The sequence below is a fragment of the Neochlamydia sp. AcF95 genome, assembly GCF_018342455.1.
In the GTDB taxonomy this organism is placed as follows: Bacteria; Chlamydiota; Chlamydiia; order Chlamydiales; family Parachlamydiaceae; genus Neochlamydia.
On the sequence record NZ_JAEMUC010000073.1, the window covers coordinates 17,499 to 36,592 of the forward strand.

The following is a 19,094-nucleotide window of genomic DNA, read 5'->3' on the forward strand; positions in this document are numbered from 1 at the left end:
CTGAAGAAAGGAAATTTAAAGATTAACCTAACATAACATTGAAATTTAGTTTAAAAAGAAAGTAATTAACTTGCACGTAGGCCTCTCTGGATCTAATTATTTAAACTCACTTAGATAAGAACTAAAAAGCTGAACGAAAATGAGCAAGTTGTATTTAATTTCCTAAAACACTATGATAGTACGTCTGTTAAATGATAGGTTCATTCTGTGTCTTTATTTCAAATAGCTTTAACTTTTTTTTTAGTTACTAATCCTATTGGAAATTCGCCAACTATTCTAGCGCTAGTTAAGGATTTTGAATTCGAGCATCAAAAAAAAATATTAATGCGTGAAGGCCTCATAGCTTTTTTTATTGCTCTATTCTTTCAGTATTTGGGTGAAATTTTTTTAGGTGTCCTTTTTGTACATGATTTTGCAGTTAGCATAACAGGAGGCATTTTGCTATTTTTGGTTGCATTACGGATGATCTTTTCCCCAGCGCCTTCCACTCAATCTGCAAATCAACAAAAGCAAGAGCCTTTTATTGTGCCTATCGCTACCCCTATATTGTCGGGACCTGGATTGATGGCGATCATCATGCTATTTTCCCGGCAAGAAGGGAATAATATAAAGATTACCCTAGCGCTTCTTTTAGCTTGGATCTTTGTAATCCTTATTATTGCAGTAGCTCCTTATTTACACAAGCTTTTAGGTAAAAGAGGATTGGTGGCTTTAGAGCAGCTAATGGGTATGCTCTTAGCTATGATGTCGGCAGGTATGGTACTTACGGGACTTAAATTATTTATAGAACACTATAAACATTCATAAGAAGTGAAAGATGATAGAAATTCCTTTGTTCACTATGACAATGATTCTTTTTTTGATCATGGATCCTATCGGCAATATTTCCACATTTTTACAGATGGTAGATGAGCTGCCATCTAAAAGAGTAAGATGGCTAGTGGCTAGAGAAATGCTGATTGCTCTCGCATTTATGCTCGTGTTTAATTTTTTAGGAGAATTTATACTTCACATTCTACAGTTGGATAATCCCACTGTTCAAATGGCCTCATCCATTATTTTATTTTTAACAGCGATTAAAATTTTATTTCCCGCTTCCAATAGTTTGCGGGCAAATTGGCCCAGAGGTGAACCCTTTGTCATACCATTAGCTGTTCCTCTAATTGCTGGACCTTCATTGCTAGCTACAATCCTTATGCTAGCTCATCTAGAGTCTAGTCAGCTCAAGATGCTAATTGCAATATTAATAGCTTGGATAATTTCCACGTTTGTTCTGCTATTCGCTCGTCAATTGCAGCGCGCTTTAGGATATAATGGATTAATGGCAGCAGAAAGGTTGACTGGAATGCTGCTCGTTATGCTAGCAGTACAAAGATGCTTAGAAGGAATCCAAGAATTTATAGCTCTTTTTTCTTAGAAGCACCGCGATAAGCCGAGAGGTTTAATGAAAAATATTAAGCTACAAATTGCTTATGATGGCACAAGCTATTTAGGATGGCAAAAGACCTCTTTAGGTCCCACTATTGAAGCTTCTTTAGAAAAAGTACTAGAAAGAATTCTTCAGCACCCAGTCACTTTACAAGCTGCTAGCCGTACGGATGCAGGCGTCCATGCTCATGGGCAAGTCATCAATTTTTTTACCACCCGAGAGCTTTTAAATTACGAAAGCTTTAAGATTAGCTTAAACCAGCTCTTACCCCCCTCGATTGCGGTCCTAGAGGCCCAAGAAGCGTCTCAAAATTTTCATCCTACTTTAGATTGTATTCAGAAAGAATACCATTATTTCATCTGCAAGGGGGCAGTGCAAATGCCTCATAATAGGCTTTACTCCTGGCACTGCCCTCGTTTGTCTAAGCTTGCTGAAATGAAAGCAGCTGCAAAATTATTGGTAGGAAAAAAAGATTTTTCCGCGTTTTGTAACTTTAAAAAGCATGTGCATTATGCTAGCTTTGTGCGCCAAGTGGATGGGATAGAGATCCAGGAAGTATTTCCAGATCGACTGCTATTTAAGGTAGTAGGCCAAAGCTTCTTGTATAAGATGGTCCGCAACATAGTAGGCACCCTTGCCTATATAGGCATGGGCAAAATGCTAGGATCACAGATACCTGCTATATTAGCAAATCATGATCGAAGGCTAGCTGGTATTACTGCCCCAGCTCATGGTCTTTGCCTCTACCAACTTAAATATTTGCCTGCATAGATACAAAAAGATAATCCTATTTTTTTCAAGCCGTGTCTCATGTTATACGCTTTCAAACTACTTCTTATGTGGCCCTATACTTTGTAAAATTGCTCTCATTCAATAGAGAGGCAATTTTTAAAAGGTTAGGTATGCAGACCTAGTTTTTTCAAAGCGTGTTATTATATTTAAAAAAATGAGTCTTTAGAGAGGGCTAAGTTGCTGAAGAGATAATCTCCTTTTGGAGTACAGTCTTATACTTGCATAAGTGCTGAATAAAAAAGGGGAAGGCTATTTATCTACTTAGAACTGCTTATCTATTTAAAATTATCTATTCTACTCTGTGCAAGCTTTATAGCTCAGCTTACCTAAGCAGGCTTTTTTTTGCAGACGTTTGGCTGCAATATGCAGGCTAAAAACTAAGAGGGCTCCACAGGCAGCAAGCCCTACGGCGAGCCACGTTTCATAAGCAATCCATGAAGGTAGGATTGGCTCAAGGGTCTCTAATTGAGCACCTTTTTCAAGATGGAGAGGTAAAAGAGCATAGCGATAGCTCCAAAAAGGCCAGACTGCTTTTATGGCGCCAATCATAGAGCCTGTTAAGGAAGCGATAGCTAAATCATGGTGCTTATCTAAAATCCAGCTAATAAAGCGTGAGAAAAAAAGAGCGCCTAAAAAAATACCTAATAATAAATTGGCTAAAATAAGAAAGGAGGGATAATCAAAATGCCCATTTTTTAAGCTACTAGAAAAATCTGCTAAAGCTCCTACCGCGCGGGTATACATGCCTAGAATAGATAAAAGATAGCTTCCTGATATTCCTGGGAGAAGCATCGCACACACAGCAAGGGCCCCGCAGAAGATAATCCAGGGGTCTAGGCTTTTACTCTTACTGTTGAAGAGAAAAGCTTCTAAGGGGCCCCAAGTGGCAAGCTTATAATTGTAGGCAAGCGTTGTAGGTGGAATCGCCCCTTTAGCTAGCATAGCGGAGAGCATTGAGGCAGGAACTGCTTTTAATGTGTGGGTAGAAAAATCATAATTGCGTAAAGGTTTATCAGAAACGACATTATCAATCTTGATATCATAAAGATTATCAGCAGTGGGTGAGGATGCCATGGAAGATGATTGAGTTAAACAAAAGGCTAAGCTAGCAGCGCTTGTAAATAAGAAGATTGATAACAGGGTCCAACGCTTGATTTGACTCATACATAGTAGGGTGGCAGCGATAATTAATCCAAAAAAAGTGGCATAGAGTAAGGAACGATAGGTTTCATGATTTAAAAGGTAGGAGACTAGGTGGGCTAAGCAAAGCATAGCTACGATAATGCCTATCAACAGCCCTGATAAAAATTTCCAAGCAATAAGTTTAAAAAATTCTCGAAAATGACCTTTTAGTAAAGTTTTAAATGCTAAGCGATTAAGAGTTTTTAAACTAGAAAGGAAATCTTCGTAGAAACCCATGATGAAAGCTATGGTACCTCCTGAAATGCCAGGAATAATGTCTGCTGTTCCCATGCATAGGCCTAAGCAAATTAAACATAGCCAACCTCTTGTTGCTGCTAAAGGCAGCTTATGAGAAGGCTTAGGCAGCAATAAGGACATGATTAGATGACTCCGAAGTACCGTGCCGTAAACCAAGCCGTAATGATGAGCAAAATAAAAGCACTTATCCAGATGGCATTAGGAAACCATTTGACTCCCGCTCCAGGATTGCCACGGACTTCAAGCGTTCCTATTCCATAAGCAAATTCTTGTGCTTCTGGACGTGAAAAGATGGCTGGATTCTCTCGAACAATTTTTTCCCCATCGATGCCTAGAAAAGTTGCATACTGACGAATGAATCCTTGAGCATAAACAGGAGAGTTAAGTTTATCAATTTCTCCCTCTTCAATAGCTTGAAGATGGGAGATGCGAATAGAGGTCGCATTCTCAATTTCTTTGAGAGATAGGTTAAGCTCCTTGCGGCGCTGCTTAAAAATTTCTCCCATTTGGATAGATTCTTCTCGGATTTTCATAAGTTAGGTAACGATCTCTACAAGATCAACCTTCTCCTTGTGTTGACAGTTATCAAAACTACCTCTTATACTATAAAATTAATAATAACTCAAGTTAATGCATGATCGATTCATCTCCCGCTGGTAAACCCACTAACTTTGTCACCACCCTAGACATAAAGATAGCTGATAAGCTAATGCAAGATCTCATCAATCAAGGGTTCGAGATAACGAAACCTCTTTATACTCTATTTTCTGCCAAAAAGAAAGGGATCAGCTGCACCCTTTACCAATCAGGCAAATTGATGGTTCAAGGGAAAGAAATGGCTTCCTTTATGGAATTTTATTTAGAACCCCATATTCTAGGAAATTTTAAGTTTAGTTATGCGCATCTAGAGATCGATATAACGGCTCGCATAGGAATTGATGAATCAGGTAAGGGAGATTTTTTTGGGCCTTTATGTATTGCTGGAGTACAAGCGGAAGGCCAGGCTATCCATCATTTAAAAACATTAGGGGTTAAAGATTCTAAGTCTTTAAGCGATCAGTCCATTATAAAAATTGGCAATAAGATTCGCACCGAATATGCGCACCACATAGTGAAGATAAACCCGGCTAAATATAATGAACTAATGATCCAGTTTAAAAATCTCAATCATCTCTTAGCTTGGGGGCACGCTACCTCTATTGAGCAGCTTGCAAATAGAACGGGTTGTCAAAATGTAATTATCGATCAGTTTGCAGATGAACGAGTGGTAATTAGAGCCCTCCAGCGAAAAAAAATGGAGATTAACCTCACCCAAAGGTACCGAGGAGAAGAAGATTTAGTCGTGGCTGCTGCTTCCATACTTGCCCGCCAAACATTTGTGGAAGCTCTTGATCAATTATCCGAAAAATATAAGATAGAATTTCCTAAGGGAGCTTCTATGAAAACAATTGAGATAGGAAAAAAGCTTGTACAAACTTACGGTAGCGAAGTGTTAGAGCATGTGGCTAAATTACATTTTAAAACGCTAGATGCTATTATGAAAAATTAAGTAAGCCATAGAGAGGCTAAAAAAAATAAAAGTTAGGAAAGAGGAGCTGTAGCTTTCTTTACCACAAGAATAAATATATTTATTAATCTTCTAACTTTTATTTGCAAATTTTTTTGCTCAAAAAATTAAAGGGCAAAAAGGGACAGCTTCTAAGCTTTAAAGAATATATAAAAGGTTTTGAATCTAAAGATTAGACAATTCTTTATAGAAAACGGCTCTAGATAAAGAGAATAAGCCTTGCTTTTTTTATTATGAGTATCTCTTCCTCTAAATGAGGAAAGTAAGCTTTTTTCGAGATGAAAAAAATAAGCTCGCATAAAAAGGGCGATGTTGAGAGCTAATTTTAATTAAATCTAATGAAAATTAAAAAATTGGGGAGCGTTTAAAAAAGAAATGATGTGCAGTTTAGACGTATGTAGATTTACTTTTTTATCCGCAGGATATCACCTATGCTAAAGCAATTGCGTATTAAAAATATCATACTTATTGAATCTGCAGAAATAGATTTTGCAGAAGGTTTTAATGTTTTATCGGGTGAAACGGGGTCAGGAAAGTCTGCGATCATGAACGCTATTCGCTTAACTGCGGGAGAGCGAGCAGAAACAGGGATAATTCGTAAAGGCGCTGAAAAGGGCATTGTGGAGGCTGTTTTTGATATAAAAGGCTTGGTGGAAGTAGAGAGCTTACTAGAATTAAGCGGGATTGATAGAGAAGAGGGTACCGAGCTGTATGTGCGTCGCGAGATTTTTGCTACCGGTAAAAGTCGTGCTTTCATTAACCACCAGCTAGCGCAGTTAAGCTTGCTACGTGCTCTATCTGCCCATTTGATTCATCTAGTTGGGCAACATGCTAATCAAGATTTACTTTCTTTAGATCGTCATCGGGAATTACTCGACCTTTTCGGCAATATTAAAGAGGAAGTGGCAGCCTTTTCAACTAGCTGGGAAGAAGAAAATGCCTTGCAAAATGAATTGGAGCAATTAATAAATAACGAAGCTCAAAGATTGCGCGAAATGGAAGTTTGCCACCGGGTACTTGAAGAATTAGAAGAAGCTCATTTGAAAGTAGGAGAAGAGGAGGAACTTTTTAACGAATATACCCTTTTAACGCATACAGAAGAATTGGGTACAAAAGTGCAGGATGTTTGCCAAATGTTGGATGGTGAGGAAGTTGCTTTATTACCTCATTTGAATCGCCAACATCATGTTCTAGGCTATTTAGCAAGTCTTGATCCTGCTCTAAAAGAACTTTCGGAAGCTTTCCGTAATGCCGTTTTAGAGCTGCAAGAAGTAGCAAGCGCATTAACTTTTTACCAATCGCGCTTAGAATATAATCCTGTGCGTACCTCCGAGATAAATGAACGCTTAAAATTGATTACTCGTTTAAAGAAGAAATATGGGCCTACAATAGAAGACATGCAAAGCTTTGCGGAGGAAAGTAAGAAAAAATTGCAAGTTCTAGAAAATGCCGATAATAGAATTGAAGAGCTAAAAGATAATCTTGAACGTGTTAAAATGAAAAATAATCAGAGAGCTTCACAATTGTCGGATAGCCGTCGAAAAGCTGCATTAAGGTTGGCGACTGCTTTGAAAAAGGAGTTATGTTCTTTGAACATGCCTAAAGTAGATTTTCAAATAGATATTCATCCTGCTAAGAGGAATCGTTATGGAGATGATAAAGTAGAATTTTTCCTGCTACCGAATGTTGGAGAACGTCGTATTCCTATCAAAGATTGTGCAAGCGGCGGAGAGTTATCGCGGGTCATGCTTTCTTTACAAACTGTTCTAAGTGATAAACAACGTATACCTACGCTGATATTTGATGAAGTGGACTCAAACATTGGAGGCGAGACAGCAGCAATCGTGGGAGAAAAGCTTAAAGCTATTGGCAAAGATCTACAGGTATTGTGTATTACTCATTTTCCACAGGTCGCTCAACATGCTGATTATCATCTACAAATTTCTAAAAAGGTGGTAGGAGATCGGACAGTAACCTTCATTAATCTATTAAATGCTTCCACCCGCAAACAAGAGCTTGCACGAATGACAGGTAAAACCAGCTAAAGCTATCAAGGAATTAGACTCTAAAGTTAATGCCAGCGAGCTGCAAGCCCTGCCGAATAAAGTTTTTTTAAGCTTCGTTAAGATAAGTTTCTAAAAAGAAGGAATTTAATCTCCTTGAATATACTCTGCAAGAAGCTAGGCATCTGCTTATCCAAGGCTCGCCTATCTTAAGAAACGGTGCTACAACCTATCGCTGAAAAACTCTTATTGGCAGCACAAGCATCAAACTATCAACCTGTTTCTACTACTCTAGCGTTTAAAAAAATTATGTTTGTGGTTAAAGAAGCATTATCTTTTGAAAACTGACTTTTTCTTTAAAAACAGGTTCTTTATCGGAAGATAAGTTTTTTATCCCGGTGCTTGTGGGGAAGGGTCCGCCACCTTAGCTACTTTCTTAAACAAGTAGATGTAGCCATTCGCATTCGATGTCCGCGCTTCAGCCAAGCTAAGGGTAGTTATACGGTCTTTTAAATCATCGGCATGATACCATTGAGATTGCCCATTATGTGGATTGACACCTATAACATTGGCCTTGTAATGACCACCATATAAAGTTCCTTCTTGTAAGACAGCTCCTACTAATTCATACTCGTAATCTTTATCCATTTGATCTTTAAAAGCTTGGGAGAAGTTGATACGCTGATTATCGGGGAAACTTAGAGGGGTCGAAATTTTCTTAGATTCGTACCGCGTTGCGGGATAGGAATGAGGGATGCGTTTTTCCTCTTTAAGCATTTCCAGCGCTGTTTTCTTTGCCTCTTCTTCGCTGGTAGAACTTACGCGATCATTTTTAATTAATTGTTTGGCCCTACTGGCAATAAGCCGCTCATATTTATCTTCTCTCTGGGTAAACAGAGAATATTTATAACGTTTTACGTTCACAAGAATAAATCCACATTCTTTGATTTCTACTAATCTCTCTTGTTCACTATATTGGGTTACTCTTGTTACCTTTCCGTTTTCTTCTCGATCAAAAAAGCATCCAGGCTCATCATCAGATTCTTGTAGACTATAGGCTCTATTTAAAATTTCTTGGAAATTCGTTTGGTCTGAAAGAAGGGGGAGCCTTAAAGTCGATGCACTATCTTCACGGAAATGATGAACATCCTTAAAAATGGTTCCGGGTAAACCTTTGATTTCTTTTTCAACTTTAAAAAAAGGAGGGGAAAGATAAGAAAAGAGTGCTGTCATAAAAGCATCGGCATCTTGTTGTAGGCCTCCTTCTGCGAATTCAGCATTCATTAGAGGAGTAGCTGTTTCTAGGCATTCAGCTGCTAAAGTAATGGCGTCTTGATTGCCCAATTGCAATGCTTCACTTAGCAAATGAATGGAATCAAGTAAAAACGTTGGATCGATAGGCTCTGAGGGTAGAGTAGGCTTTTGAGTGATCGCGCCTATTTCAACGTGGGGAGCGGTAGGAAAAACAAAGTTTTCCATAACAGGTAGCACAGGCTCGTTTTCTTGAGGTGTGGCAGGGGGCGTAGTGGCATGGTCTGAAGCCTTCCATCTCATTTTTTCTTCTAAATAAACATCCCACGCTTGTTTTTCTACTTCATAGCGTTGAAAAGCTTTTTGATATTCAACCTCAGCTTTTTTTTGAGCTAATGAATAGGCTTTAAGCTCTTTTCTAAAATTTTTTAAAGCTTTAAGTTGGTCAAGCAGCGATTGTTTGTGCTGCTCACATTTAGTCTGGTAACTTAACAAGCTTTCTTTATATTCATCCATTTCCTTATGGTAAGTGTCAGCTAATATAGAACGTTCTTGGTATTTTTCTGCTACCAATTGATGAAATGAATCGCCCATCGCCCATAACAATTGGATAGAAGCGTGAAACCAGCAATTGTTTTTTTTATTTTTAAAAGCTGGAGGTATGCTCAACAGTTTTTTAACTTCATGACCCTTAGCTACTTCTAAGCTGTTTTTTACCCTTTGTAGGAGGTCAGCAAATCCGCTTTCTATTTTTAATGGGGAGCCCCTCTGCTGAGCAGAGCTTAAAAGTTCTAACTTTGCCTGCGTAGTTTTTAAAGTTTCTTTCCAGGCATTTATTTTTTTGCTAGTTTCGCCTTTTTTTAAGGAAGGAGGTAGATTAGAGATCTTGTCTAAGAAGTTATTAATCTTAGATTTTGCTTTTTTTAAAGCTTCATTATTTACCTCAGGTTCAATCTCTAGCAGCTCGACCTTTAACTTCAGTTGTAAAACATTTGCCTCAAGCTCATCTAGAAAAGCTTTTTGGATAAGAGGATTTTCTATTATAGGTGGGGCTTTCTTATCTATTGAGGTAGAATTTGTAGGATGAGGAAAGATTTGCATTTCTTGGCTTACGCGTCTTCCAATATACTCTTCCTCATCATCTTCCACGAATTCATCAAAATCTTCATGAGTATCTTTAAGGCAGCACCTAAAAAGATTAAAAATTTTGCTGGGTATAGATTTCAGCCAGGTAACTATTGCATTTAGTTTGTGGCAAAGCTTGTCCCATAGAGTAGTTTCCTTTATTTTTTTTAAAGCAATTTGATCTACTCTCTGAGCTCGTTGATTCGGCACCTTCCTCTCTTCTGCGTTAGAAATAGGGTTTACAAGAAGAGGCGGAGCCACCGGAGGAAGGGAAAAAAAATCTTTGTTCGTCATAAGGCATACCACTGCTAGGGTTACAATTAGTATAGCAGGCGATTTTTAAAAAGTAAATTAAATATACATAAAAAACCCTTTAATGGAATAAATTTATTTAGCTACCTAAAGCATACAGCCTTATGTGCTTTACAAGCTAAAAGAGCATAATTAAGTGAACTTAAGAGATAAAATAACTATAAATGTAAGGTTTGCAGGTTGGTTTTTCTCATTATTGGGGAGATAAAATATCAGGAACTTTAAAAGCTTTAGGATATTAAAAAATAAAGAAGATCAATTCTTCCCGCAAGGAGAGCACTAGCTAAAAAGCTAGCTAGTTGCCATGAGATGATCATTTGATTGCTTTAAGCCAAGAATGATGGGCATATAACTTTTATAACTTGCTTTTCTACTTAAGATTATAAGTTTGCTAAGTGTATAATTGTATAAGGATTGACTCCCCAGCGTATAAATTAAACCTTGCCAAAAGGATTTTTAATTTGGTGGGATAAGTTTATTAATGAAAAAATATAGCTTTTTAGACCAAGATTTCCTTCCCCTTTAACTTTTAAAAGTTAAAGAGTGAGGCGGTTTTCGAACGGCTCTTTATGTCATCCTATATTTAATAAAAAGTTTGCTTTACAAGAAGAGTTGGCTTGGAGAAAAGTTTATTTTTTTTACATAGACATAGTTTCTTTAAAAGGTATGACCTTCCTTCTAGGAAAAGTAAGGCGGGTAAAAGTATGCTTGTGCTTTAGAAAAGCTGGAGAGTAAAAGACCAACAAAATGCAGCTAGAGAAAATTGTTACTACACAAGAAAAAAATTTTACTAGGATAATAAAGATAGAAAATTGGCCCCCATAAAGGTTTTTGAAGAAAAAGCAAATTTTTAGCTTTTAATGAGTTAATTAAGCTTTTTTTTTGAGTAGAAGAGCTGAAAAAGCTGGCATCTGTAATAACGGCTGTTCAATCCACGGCTCTTGCCCCTCCTCATAAAAATCATAGGGAGAGGGATTAGCCGTGTTGATGATTAATTGCCAGCATTGATCCTTTTCAAGCCTAGGAATGACAATTGTTTGAGGAATATTTTGTGCATTAAAAGCACAATAAAGAATGGCGTTTTCTTCTCTCGCAAGTAAAGTAAAAGCTAAAAATTGGGTTTCTTTATCCCAGTTTATTTTTTCTCCGTTAGTTCCTCTCCAGAAAATATCCTGTTCGTTTAAAAATCTTCCTTGCTGTAGAGCTGGGGTTTGCTTTCTGAATTTAATCATTAAGCGATAAAAACGATAAAAGGCTGAATTTTCTTGGAGTTTATCCCACAAAAACCAATTAAGTTCATTATCTTGACACCATGTATTATTGTTACCCCTTTTTGTATGAGCATATTCATCTCCCATTTGTAACATGGGAATTCCTTGCGACATCATTAAGGCTAAATGAAAATTACGCAACTGCCGCTCCCTTAGATCGTTAATATGCAAATCATCCGTGGGCCCTTCTAAACCACAGTTCCAGCTTTCATTCTGGTTGGTGCCATCCTGGTTGTTCTCTCCATTTTCTAGGTTATGCTTATGATTGTAGGCGATTAAATCATAGAGAGTAAATCCATCATGAGCTGTTATAAAATTAATGCTGCTTAAAGGTGAATGAAAGCCATAAATATCTTGAGAGCCTGCTAGGCGAGAGGCGAACAGATCTTTTGTGTAAGGCGTTCCTTTGATAAAGCGGCGGACAGTATCTCGATAAAGAGCATTCCACTCACTCCATCGATTTTTTTTAGGAGAAAATTTCCCTACTTGATAGAGGCCAGCAGCATCCCAAGGCTCGGCAATTAAAATTGTTTGCGAAAGGACAGGATCATAGGAAATTGCTTCGACAATAGGCGCTGCTTCAAGAACTTCCCCGTGCATACCACGGTTAAATATGGAAGCCAGATCAAAACGAAAGCCATCTACCCGCATTTCTACGACCCAGTACCGTAAAACATCCAGAATAAAATGCTGAAGAATAGGATGATTAGTGTTGAAAGTATTCCCGCACCCTGTAAAATTCATGAATCGGTCTTCTTTATCTTTTAAATAATAGGTATTACAATCAATACCTTTAAAAGAGGTAAGGGGGCCATCTTCACTACCTTCATTCGTGTGATTAAGAACAATATCAAGGATCACTGCTATACCTGCTTGGTGAAAAGCTTTTACCATTTTTTTAAACTCCTGTACAGCTGCTCCTGGAGCAGGACTGAATGCATAACGATTCATAGGAGCAAAAAAATTGATAGAGGAGTAGCCCCAATATTGAAATAAATTTTTTTGAAGAGAAAGATGAGGAAAGGGGTATTCACATTCATTGAATTCTTGGATGGGAAGTAATTCAACAGCATTAATGCCTAGCTGTTGTAAATAAGGAATTTTTTCTATCATTCCTAAATATGTTCCGGGTGCCTTTACTTGGCTGGAGGGGTGTTGAGTAAATCCTCTCACATGCATTTCATAAATAATCAAGCTTTTGTGCGAAATTTGGGGTTTTTTATCATCTTCCCAGTCAAATTTTTCCTCAGGATAAAGCAGCCCTAGAAAAAGAGGATGATCTTTACTAGGCGCCAGGCGCCTGGCTCCCCAAATCTTAGGAGAAATAACAGCTTTAGCATAGGGATCTAATAGATAGCTGAAGGCATCAAAATACTTACTGGGACCTCCTAGCTTATAAGCATAACCTATCGGCTTGCTAAGAGTAGTCGCCAGAAAAAGGTGCCAAATATCGCCCGTTTTATTTAGATGAGGATCCAAAGGGATTTCTACAAAGGGCTGGTGAGTGGGGGAATCGAATAAAGCTAAAATGACCGATGAAGCTTGGGAGGAAACTAAAGAAAAGTTAATCCCATCTTGTTGCCAAGTCACTCCCAAGGGAAAAGGGCTCCCAGCTCTAACTTTATAATTGAAAGTATTCATTCCTGCATTTTATAAACGTAAGGATAATTTTATAAAATCATTTTTTTAAATCCAGACGTTTAAGAGTAAAGGAAACCTGGCCTGCAGGTTCAAAGGGAACAAAGTTTTATAGAGAGGATAGGGAGCTGGAGCTTAAAAAGGTAGAAACTTAAAATTTTTTCTAGGCTTTATGGGTTGACTTTATAAAAATAATAAGGGGAATGGTAAATGGTAAACTGCCTTAGGGATATAGAGGGGTGCAGATAACCAATTTTCTTATCAACTTATTGATTTTAAGAATCTTAAACAATTCTTTATGCTCCTTAGATGTTCTATAACTTTAAGGGTTTTTTCTGCTTGTTAAAATTAATTGATTCTTATTGCTAAACAAGAATATAATTGAGTTAATGAAGCTTAAAATTAGATCAGGAGAGTAGTAATCTCTCAAAAGGTCTTTGCTTAATAAGTGATGCCACCTTGGTTTAATGATAGGATAAATAAAAAATTCGCAGAAATGTCCTGAGGAGGTTTTAACATGTCTTTTGAAAATGCGAAGGAAAATCTCAAAGAATTTGGTAAAGAATTAGGCCTTGAAGGGCTTGAATTCGATGAAAACAATACGTGTATATTAGGGATAGATGACGAATTTTCATTGCATCTTACCTATGAGCCCAATTCAAAAAGGCTATATTTGTACTCACCTCTACTTGATGGCCTTCCAAAAGATAATAAAACCAAGCTACGTCTTTATGAGCGTTTGCTTGAGGGCTCGATGCTTGGTGGCCAAATGGCTGGAGGCGGGGTTGGAGTAGCTGTTAAAGAAGAACTCATTTTGATTCACTGCACCATCGAAATGGAGCATGCTGAAGGCAATAGATTGCGCGCTTTTGCCCCTTTATATGTCGAAACAGTTGAAAAATGGCGTAAGACATGCCAAGAAGTATGCGACGGACGCGATGAAGCACCTCAGTCTGATTCCCCTTCTTTGTTAGGCGATCTATCTGATGGACCTTCCATGGGACCCGGCGGGAAAACCCCAGGATTTATCAAAATCTGATCCTAGATATACCGCAAGGCATGTAGATGTCTTGCGTATACCTGTTTTTATGTGCTTTATAAAACTGGGTTAATTTTCTCTATTATCTAAAAACATTCCTTTTAGTATTAAATCTTTCTTGACTTTATTTTCTTAATTAGCAATTTTTCTCGTTAGAATTACTAGAAATATATTTTCTTTTCAGCTTAAAAGAAGGTGCCTCTTGTTGATTTTCAAAAAAAATATTTAAGAGGGCATTTAGTTGCAAAGCTGTTTGGATTTACAACAGCTCAGAGCATTAAAATGCTTTGCTTTATATTGTAAATCTTTGTTGTAGTCCTTGATTTTTGCCTTGATTTTTGCTCTATTGATGCTCTATTGTATTGGTTAAAATAAAAGTACCTTTGAAAGGGTACAATATGAACAAAATTAGCGAGGTTTAATAAAATGATTATCATTGAAATCGCAGGCCATTTAGGGACAGATCCCGAAGTTCGCTTTACACCAGGTGGTCAAAAAGTTACTGTGTTACGCTTGGCAGCGAATACGCGTAAAAGTGGGAAAGATGAAACAGTTTGGTGGCGTGTGACCATTTGGGGAGAGCGTTTTGATAAGATGATGCCTTATATAAAAAAGGGTAGTGCACTTATTGTGATTGGCGAAATGGGCAAGCCTGAGATCTATACAGATAAAGAAGGACGCCCTCAAGTCTCTCTTGATTTGACAGCAGAAATGATTCGCTTTAGCCCCTTTGGTAAAGCAGACCGTGCCGGTCAAGAGCCTTCTGGTCAGGCCCCTTATGGCCAAGCTTCTACTCCTTCTTCCTACACTAGCCCGAGTGCTTATTCTGAACCTTCTTATACTTCTCAATCGACAGGGAATACAGGGTATCCATCTTATCCTGGCAATCAATCAAGTTATAAGCCAGCTCCTAATGTACCCGATGATGATAATATTCCCTTTTGATCCAACTAAGGATGGTTTAAATGCGCTTTTTTTCCTCCTCTAATGAAGATAGCAAAAAATTTGAGCTGATTGTTTTACCTTTTTGGCAAGGGAAAAAGCAAGCAGAAAAGGCGGCGCAAATCGATAGATATGCTTCTCATTTTGCTCCCCTTATTAGGCAAGATTTTTTGGCAAAAGAAGGTGAAATTCTGGTTGTCTATGATACCAGCACCAAGGAGGGTAAAAGGCTTGCTTTGATAGGGCTAGGAGCTAAAGAAAAAATTGATACAGAAAAGTTACGTCGTATATATGCTAAGTTAACCCGCCTCTGTCATCAGAAAAATATCAAAAATATTTGTCTCTTTTGCCCTCAGTTAGATACTTTAGCCAAAGATGCCCTCCTTATTGGTATATCGGAAGGAATTTTGCTTTCTAATTATAATTTCGAAGAACTTAAGCAAGCCACCAAAGCTGATCCTTCTCTGTTATTGCAGCAAGTGACCTTTATGAATTTATCTAAGCAAGAGCTGGCGATTGCACAGCGCTGTGGTAAAATTGCTGAGGGTGTTTACATGGCACGCGACTTAGTAAATAGAAATGCTGATGAAGTTACCCCTCAATACTTATCTAGCTTTGCAAAAGCTTTTGAAAGCAAGCTTCCTCATGTGAAAGCGACTATCCTTAATAAAAAGCTGATAGAGAAAGAAAAATTAGGATTGCTTTTAGCTGTGAATAGGGGCTCAACTAGTGATCCTGCCATGATCATTTTGTCCTATCAAGGCGATCCCCTTTCTAAAGAGCATACAATATTAATTGGTAAAGGGATCACTTATGATACCGGGGGGCTTAACTTAAAACCTGTAGGTTCAATGGAAACGATGAAAGCTGATATGGCAGGAGGTGCGGCTGTACTAGGTACTCTCTATGCTGCAGCCTCTTTGGAGCTTAAGGTTAATCTAACAGTAGTAGTGCCGGCCACAGAAAATAGTATTAGCTCTACTAGCTTTAAACCAGGCGATGCCTACAGGAGTTGCAAGGGATTAACAATTGAAGTTAATAACCCTGATGCTGAAGGTCGCTTAGTCCTTGCGGATGCAATCACTTATGCTATTAAATATTTAAAACCCACTCGTCTTATCGATGTGGCTACCTTGACGGGAGGGATTGATGTGGCTCTTGGCTCCGAAGCTTGCGGATTGTTTTCTAATAATGATGATCTTGCCAATGCTTTGATACACTCAGGATCAAAAACGTTCGAAAGAGTCTGGCGTTTGCCTTTGTACGAAGAATACCATAGTTATCTAAAATCAGATATTGCTGATATAAAGAATAGTGCCGGCCGTTCGGCTAGCTCTATTACAGCAGCTATGTTTTTACAAGAATTTGTAGAGGAAACTCCTTGGGCTCATTTGGATATTGCAAGCACCGCATTTTTCAGTGAGAAAAAACGCTACCATCCCAAGTATGCTACAGGGTTTGGCGTACGGCTATTGATCGATTTTTTGTCTGAAAAAAATTGAGCTAAAAAAATACTGAAGTGAATAGCTTCTCAAGCTGATTGTTAGATTTTTTATAAAAATTTTTCTTCGCTTTCTTTTTTGAAGAGTTAGCTTCAATTTTTCTAGGTAATTTTTTTCCAGCCTTTTTTATCTCGTACATCTTTTCTTAAGTTCTTTTAGCTTTATCTGTACCCTCTTCTTCTTTTGTAGATCCACTTTTAGCTCTCGAATATTCGTTAAGTCTCTTCAAGCCTACTCGACAAAAAGATTTAAATAGATAGATCACTGGGAGCCTTAATGAGGCGATATTATGCCGAACCTTCAATAATGTAATTTTTCAGTTTTCCAGCTAATGCACATGGTAAATCCACCCTAATTAAAACATCATTATCTTCATAATCTTGATGGATAATATTGCCTAAGCGCATGACTTCACTCACTTTATGGTATTCAAGCTGAGGGATTTTTAAGGTGACTGAAGTACGTTTTCGATTGAGCTCTTGAATCATCTGTTCTAATAAATCTTCAAAACCGATTTTATTAAGAGCAGAGATACTAACAGATTTGGGATAAAGGATGCGTAAGCGGGTAATTTTCTGGGGATCGGTGCATCTATCTATCTTATTAAGTACGGTAATGATGGGTTTATTTTCAGCCTTCAGTTCTTTTAATACCTCATAAGTGGTGGCGGCTTGCTCTTCAGCCATAGGATGGCTAATATCGACTAAATGGATAAGAATATCTGCTTGCAAAGCTTCTTCTAATGTGCTTTTAAAAGCTGCCACAAGCAAGTGAGGCAGCTTGCGTATGAAACCCACCGTGTCAATCAATAAAATTTCTTGATTATTAGGTAATAAATATTTACGTGTAGTGGTATCAAGAGTAGCAAAAAGTTTGTCTTCTACAAAGACTTTAGCATCCGTTAAAGCATTAAGAAGCGTAGATTTACCCGCATTTGTATAGCCTATAATGGCGAAAACCGGAATTTCTAATCGGGTGCGAAGAGTGCGTTGGGTGAGGCGATTAGCACGCACTTCACGAATTTCATTTTGAAGGCTATCCATCTGTTTTTTTAAAATGCGCTTATCAATCTCGATTTGCTTCTCACCTTCCCCTTTGAGGTAGGCCCCTCCACTTTTACCTCCCGTACCCGCTTGGCGTGATAGATGAGACCATAACCGTTTTAAACGCGGCGCTTGGTATTTAATTTTAGCTAGTTCAATTTGTAGACGCGCTTCTTTAGTGTGCGCACGCTGAGCAAAAACTTCTAAAATAACTCCCGTACGGTCTATCACAGGCATGTTGAAAATATTTTCCAAATTGCGCTGCTGGCCTGGTGTAATTTCATCATCGAAAATGATTAAATCTACTTTTTGCTCTTGTGCCATCCGCAAAAGCTCTTGTAATTTACCCTCGGTGACAAAAGTAGAGGCATCGTATTTACGCACCATACAAGGAATCTTAGAATTAACATGAATGCCATAAGTTTCAGCAAGTAAAGCTAGCTCATCAAGATGCTCTTCACAGATTGGACGAAAGTTAGATCCTTTATAAACAGAAACAAGTAAAGCTTTTTTAGGCTGTTGAAATTCGTCTTCCGAGGATTGTAGGATTTTTGGTTTAATAGAGGGCATACATTTACTCTTTATATTGAGGAATTTAAGGGGATCTCAAAATCAATCTCTAAGCCATCGTAAGCTAATTGATAATTAGGAGGAAGCTTAGAATTAGTAAAATCATGCTCCAGCTCATGAGCGATGTGAGTAAACCATGCTTGGTCAGCACCCACTTTGTAAGCAAAATCTATAGCTTCTTGAACATTGAAATGTAAAGGAGAGGATTGTTGACGCAGGCAGCTTACCACTAAAGTTTCCACGCCTTGCAGGTCTTCAAAAATGGTTTGAGGATAATGGCGGATGTCAGAAATGTAGGCAAAATTGCCTACTTTAAAGCCATTGACTAACATGCCACCTTGCTGGTAGGTTACATAATGAATAGGTAATCCTAAAAAATTTACTTTTCCTCTTTCAGACTTTAGATAATGCAAAACAGATCGAGTCGTTAACTTTTCTGGGGAAGAAGTTTGCTCAAAAGCATAGGGAAAACGCATTTTTAGCTCCTCTGCTGTAGCTTCAGCCAGTAGGCAGGGGATAGGTTGCTTGGAACGAGCATTAAGGATCCTAAGCTCGTCAAATCCTCCTGTATGATCATAATGAGCATGTGTTAAGATTAAGCCATCAATCTGTTTAATATGATGGTGAAGCATCTGAGTGCGAAAATCAGGACCGCAGTCGATGACAATTTGCTTATCATGGATTTTAATCAACCCAGAGGAGCGTAGGCGTTTATTAAAAGGCGATTCTGAACGGCAAACTGCACATTCACAACCAATTACTGGTACTCCCAATGAACTGCCTGTTCCAAAGAATAAAAATTTGCCTGCCATTTTCATGAAAAAACGCTCATAGAAAAATTATAAGTTTTGACTCTATTAAAACGCTCTAGGGGAAAGTTAGGGCTTATGATTGAATAAATACAGGCTGTACTCTCTTTATCGTTTGCTAAAAATTTTGCGTTAGCTTGAGGAAAGATTTTACAACTTATAAGAATAACAGCGTGCATAGGCTTTGGCATAGTTAGGTTATTCATCTATAGTAATCAAGCGAAAATGCCTGTAGCCATCTTGCTCAGATTTGCTTAAAAATTTTGTTATTTGCTTTATGGGCGAAAGAATTATGGTTAAAATTTAATCAGCTTTAAACATAAAAGTTCTTATTATACAGTGTATGAGGAATAATGCAAGA

At 37.9% G+C, this 19,094-nt stretch carries 14 protein-coding genes; 8 read left to right on the forward strand and 6 right to left on the reverse strand.

Annotated elements, in window-relative coordinates; genetic code table 11:
• Window positions 1-207: 207 nt before the first annotated feature.
• From NEOC95_RS08945 to truA, 3 genes are read left to right on the forward strand one after another with little or no spacing between them, the layout of a single operon-like run.
• Window positions 208-807 carry a MarC family protein gene (locus NEOC95_RS08945; RefSeq protein ID WP_166158265.1) on the forward strand — a complete coding sequence of 200 codons (600 nt, stop codon included), beginning with the start codon at window positions 208-210 and terminating at the stop codon, window positions 805-807.
• Between the two features lie 10 nt (window positions 808-817).
• On the forward strand, window positions 818-1,417 hold the full coding sequence (locus tag NEOC95_RS08950) for a MarC family protein (RefSeq protein WP_166158267.1): 600 nt from the start codon (window positions 818-820) through the stop codon (window positions 1,415-1,417).
• A 27-nt stretch (window positions 1,418-1,444) separates the two neighbouring features.
• Window positions 1,445-2,200, forward strand: a complete 756-nt coding sequence (gene truA, locus NEOC95_RS08955; protein ID WP_213152563.1) for a tRNA pseudouridine(38-40) synthase TruA — start codon at window positions 1,445-1,447, stop codon at window positions 2,198-2,200.
• 315 nt (window positions 2,201-2,515) lie between these two features.
• Here truA and NEOC95_RS08960 read toward each other — a convergent pair whose 3' ends face one another.
• Window positions 2,516-3,781, reverse strand: a complete 1,266-nt coding sequence (locus NEOC95_RS08960; RefSeq protein WP_213152564.1) for a DUF368 domain-containing protein — start codon at window positions 3,779-3,781, stop codon at window positions 2,516-2,518.
• 2 nt (window positions 3,782-3,783) lie between these two features.
• Window positions 3,784-4,194: a helix-turn-helix domain-containing protein gene (locus tag NEOC95_RS08965; RefSeq protein ID WP_207391848.1), complete on the reverse strand. Its 411-nt coding sequence runs from the start codon at window positions 4,192-4,194 to the stop codon at window positions 3,784-3,786.
• 101 nt (window positions 4,195-4,295) lie between these two features.
• Here NEOC95_RS08965 and rnhC point away from each other — a divergent pair, with 101 nt between their 5' ends.
• Both rnhC and recN read left to right on the forward strand, forming a co-directional pair.
• Window positions 4,296-5,210 (forward strand): ribonuclease HIII, encoded by a 915-nt coding sequence (gene rnhC / locus NEOC95_RS08970; RefSeq protein ID WP_213152565.1) that lies wholly within the window; start codon window positions 4,296-4,298, stop codon window positions 5,208-5,210.
• 449 nt (window positions 5,211-5,659) lie between these two features.
• Window positions 5,660-7,273, forward strand: a complete 1,614-nt coding sequence (gene recN / locus NEOC95_RS08975; protein ID WP_213152566.1) for a DNA repair protein RecN — start codon at window positions 5,660-5,662, stop codon at window positions 7,271-7,273.
• Between the two features lie 348 nt (window positions 7,274-7,621).
• On the opposite strand, the gene NEOC95_RS08980 is transcribed toward recN, so the two are convergent.
• The gene (locus NEOC95_RS08980) at window positions 7,622-9,901 is read right to left on the reverse strand and encodes a hypothetical protein (protein ID WP_213152567.1); all 2,280 of its coding nucleotides are present in this window, start codon (window positions 9,899-9,901) and stop codon (window positions 7,622-7,624) included.
• An 887-nt stretch (window positions 9,902-10,788) separates the two neighbouring features.
• On the reverse strand, window positions 10,789-12,831 hold the full coding sequence (locus NEOC95_RS08985; protein ID WP_213152568.1) for a glycogen debranching protein: 2,043 nt from the start codon (window positions 12,829-12,831) through the stop codon (window positions 10,789-10,791).
• A 514-nt stretch (window positions 12,832-13,345) separates the two neighbouring features.
• Here NEOC95_RS08985 and NEOC95_RS08990 point away from each other — a divergent pair.
• The 3 genes from NEOC95_RS08990 to NEOC95_RS09000 all read left to right on the forward strand — a co-directional run bounded on the left by NEOC95_RS08990 (window position 13,346) and on the right by NEOC95_RS09000 (window position 16,311).
• Entirely contained in the window at window positions 13,346-13,867 is a 522-nt protein-coding gene (locus NEOC95_RS08990) for a CesT family type III secretion system chaperone (protein ID WP_166157513.1), read from the forward strand.
• 426 nt (window positions 13,868-14,293) lie between these two features.
• A complete protein-coding gene (ssb, locus tag NEOC95_RS08995) occupies window positions 14,294-14,812 on the forward strand; it encodes a single-stranded DNA-binding protein (RefSeq protein WP_213152569.1) in 519 nt (172 codons plus the stop codon).
• A gap of 20 nt (window positions 14,813-14,832) precedes the next feature.
• The gene (locus NEOC95_RS09000) at window positions 14,833-16,311 is read left to right on the forward strand and encodes a leucyl aminopeptidase (RefSeq protein ID WP_213152570.1); all 1,479 of its coding nucleotides are present in this window, start codon (window positions 14,833-14,835) and stop codon (window positions 16,309-16,311) included.
• Between the two features lie 287 nt (window positions 16,312-16,598).
• On the opposite strand, the gene hflX is transcribed toward NEOC95_RS09000, so the two are convergent.
• Both hflX and NEOC95_RS09010 read right to left on the reverse strand, forming a co-directional pair.
• Window positions 16,599-17,924 (reverse strand): GTPase HflX, encoded by a 1,326-nt coding sequence (gene hflX / locus NEOC95_RS09005; protein WP_213152571.1) that lies wholly within the window; start codon window positions 17,922-17,924, stop codon window positions 16,599-16,601.
• A gap of 11 nt (window positions 17,925-17,935) precedes the next feature.
• Entirely contained in the window at window positions 17,936-18,736 is an 801-nt protein-coding gene (locus NEOC95_RS09010; RefSeq protein ID WP_249270217.1) for an MBL fold metallo-hydrolase, read from the reverse strand.
• Between the last annotated feature and the right edge of the window lie 358 nt (window positions 18,737-19,094).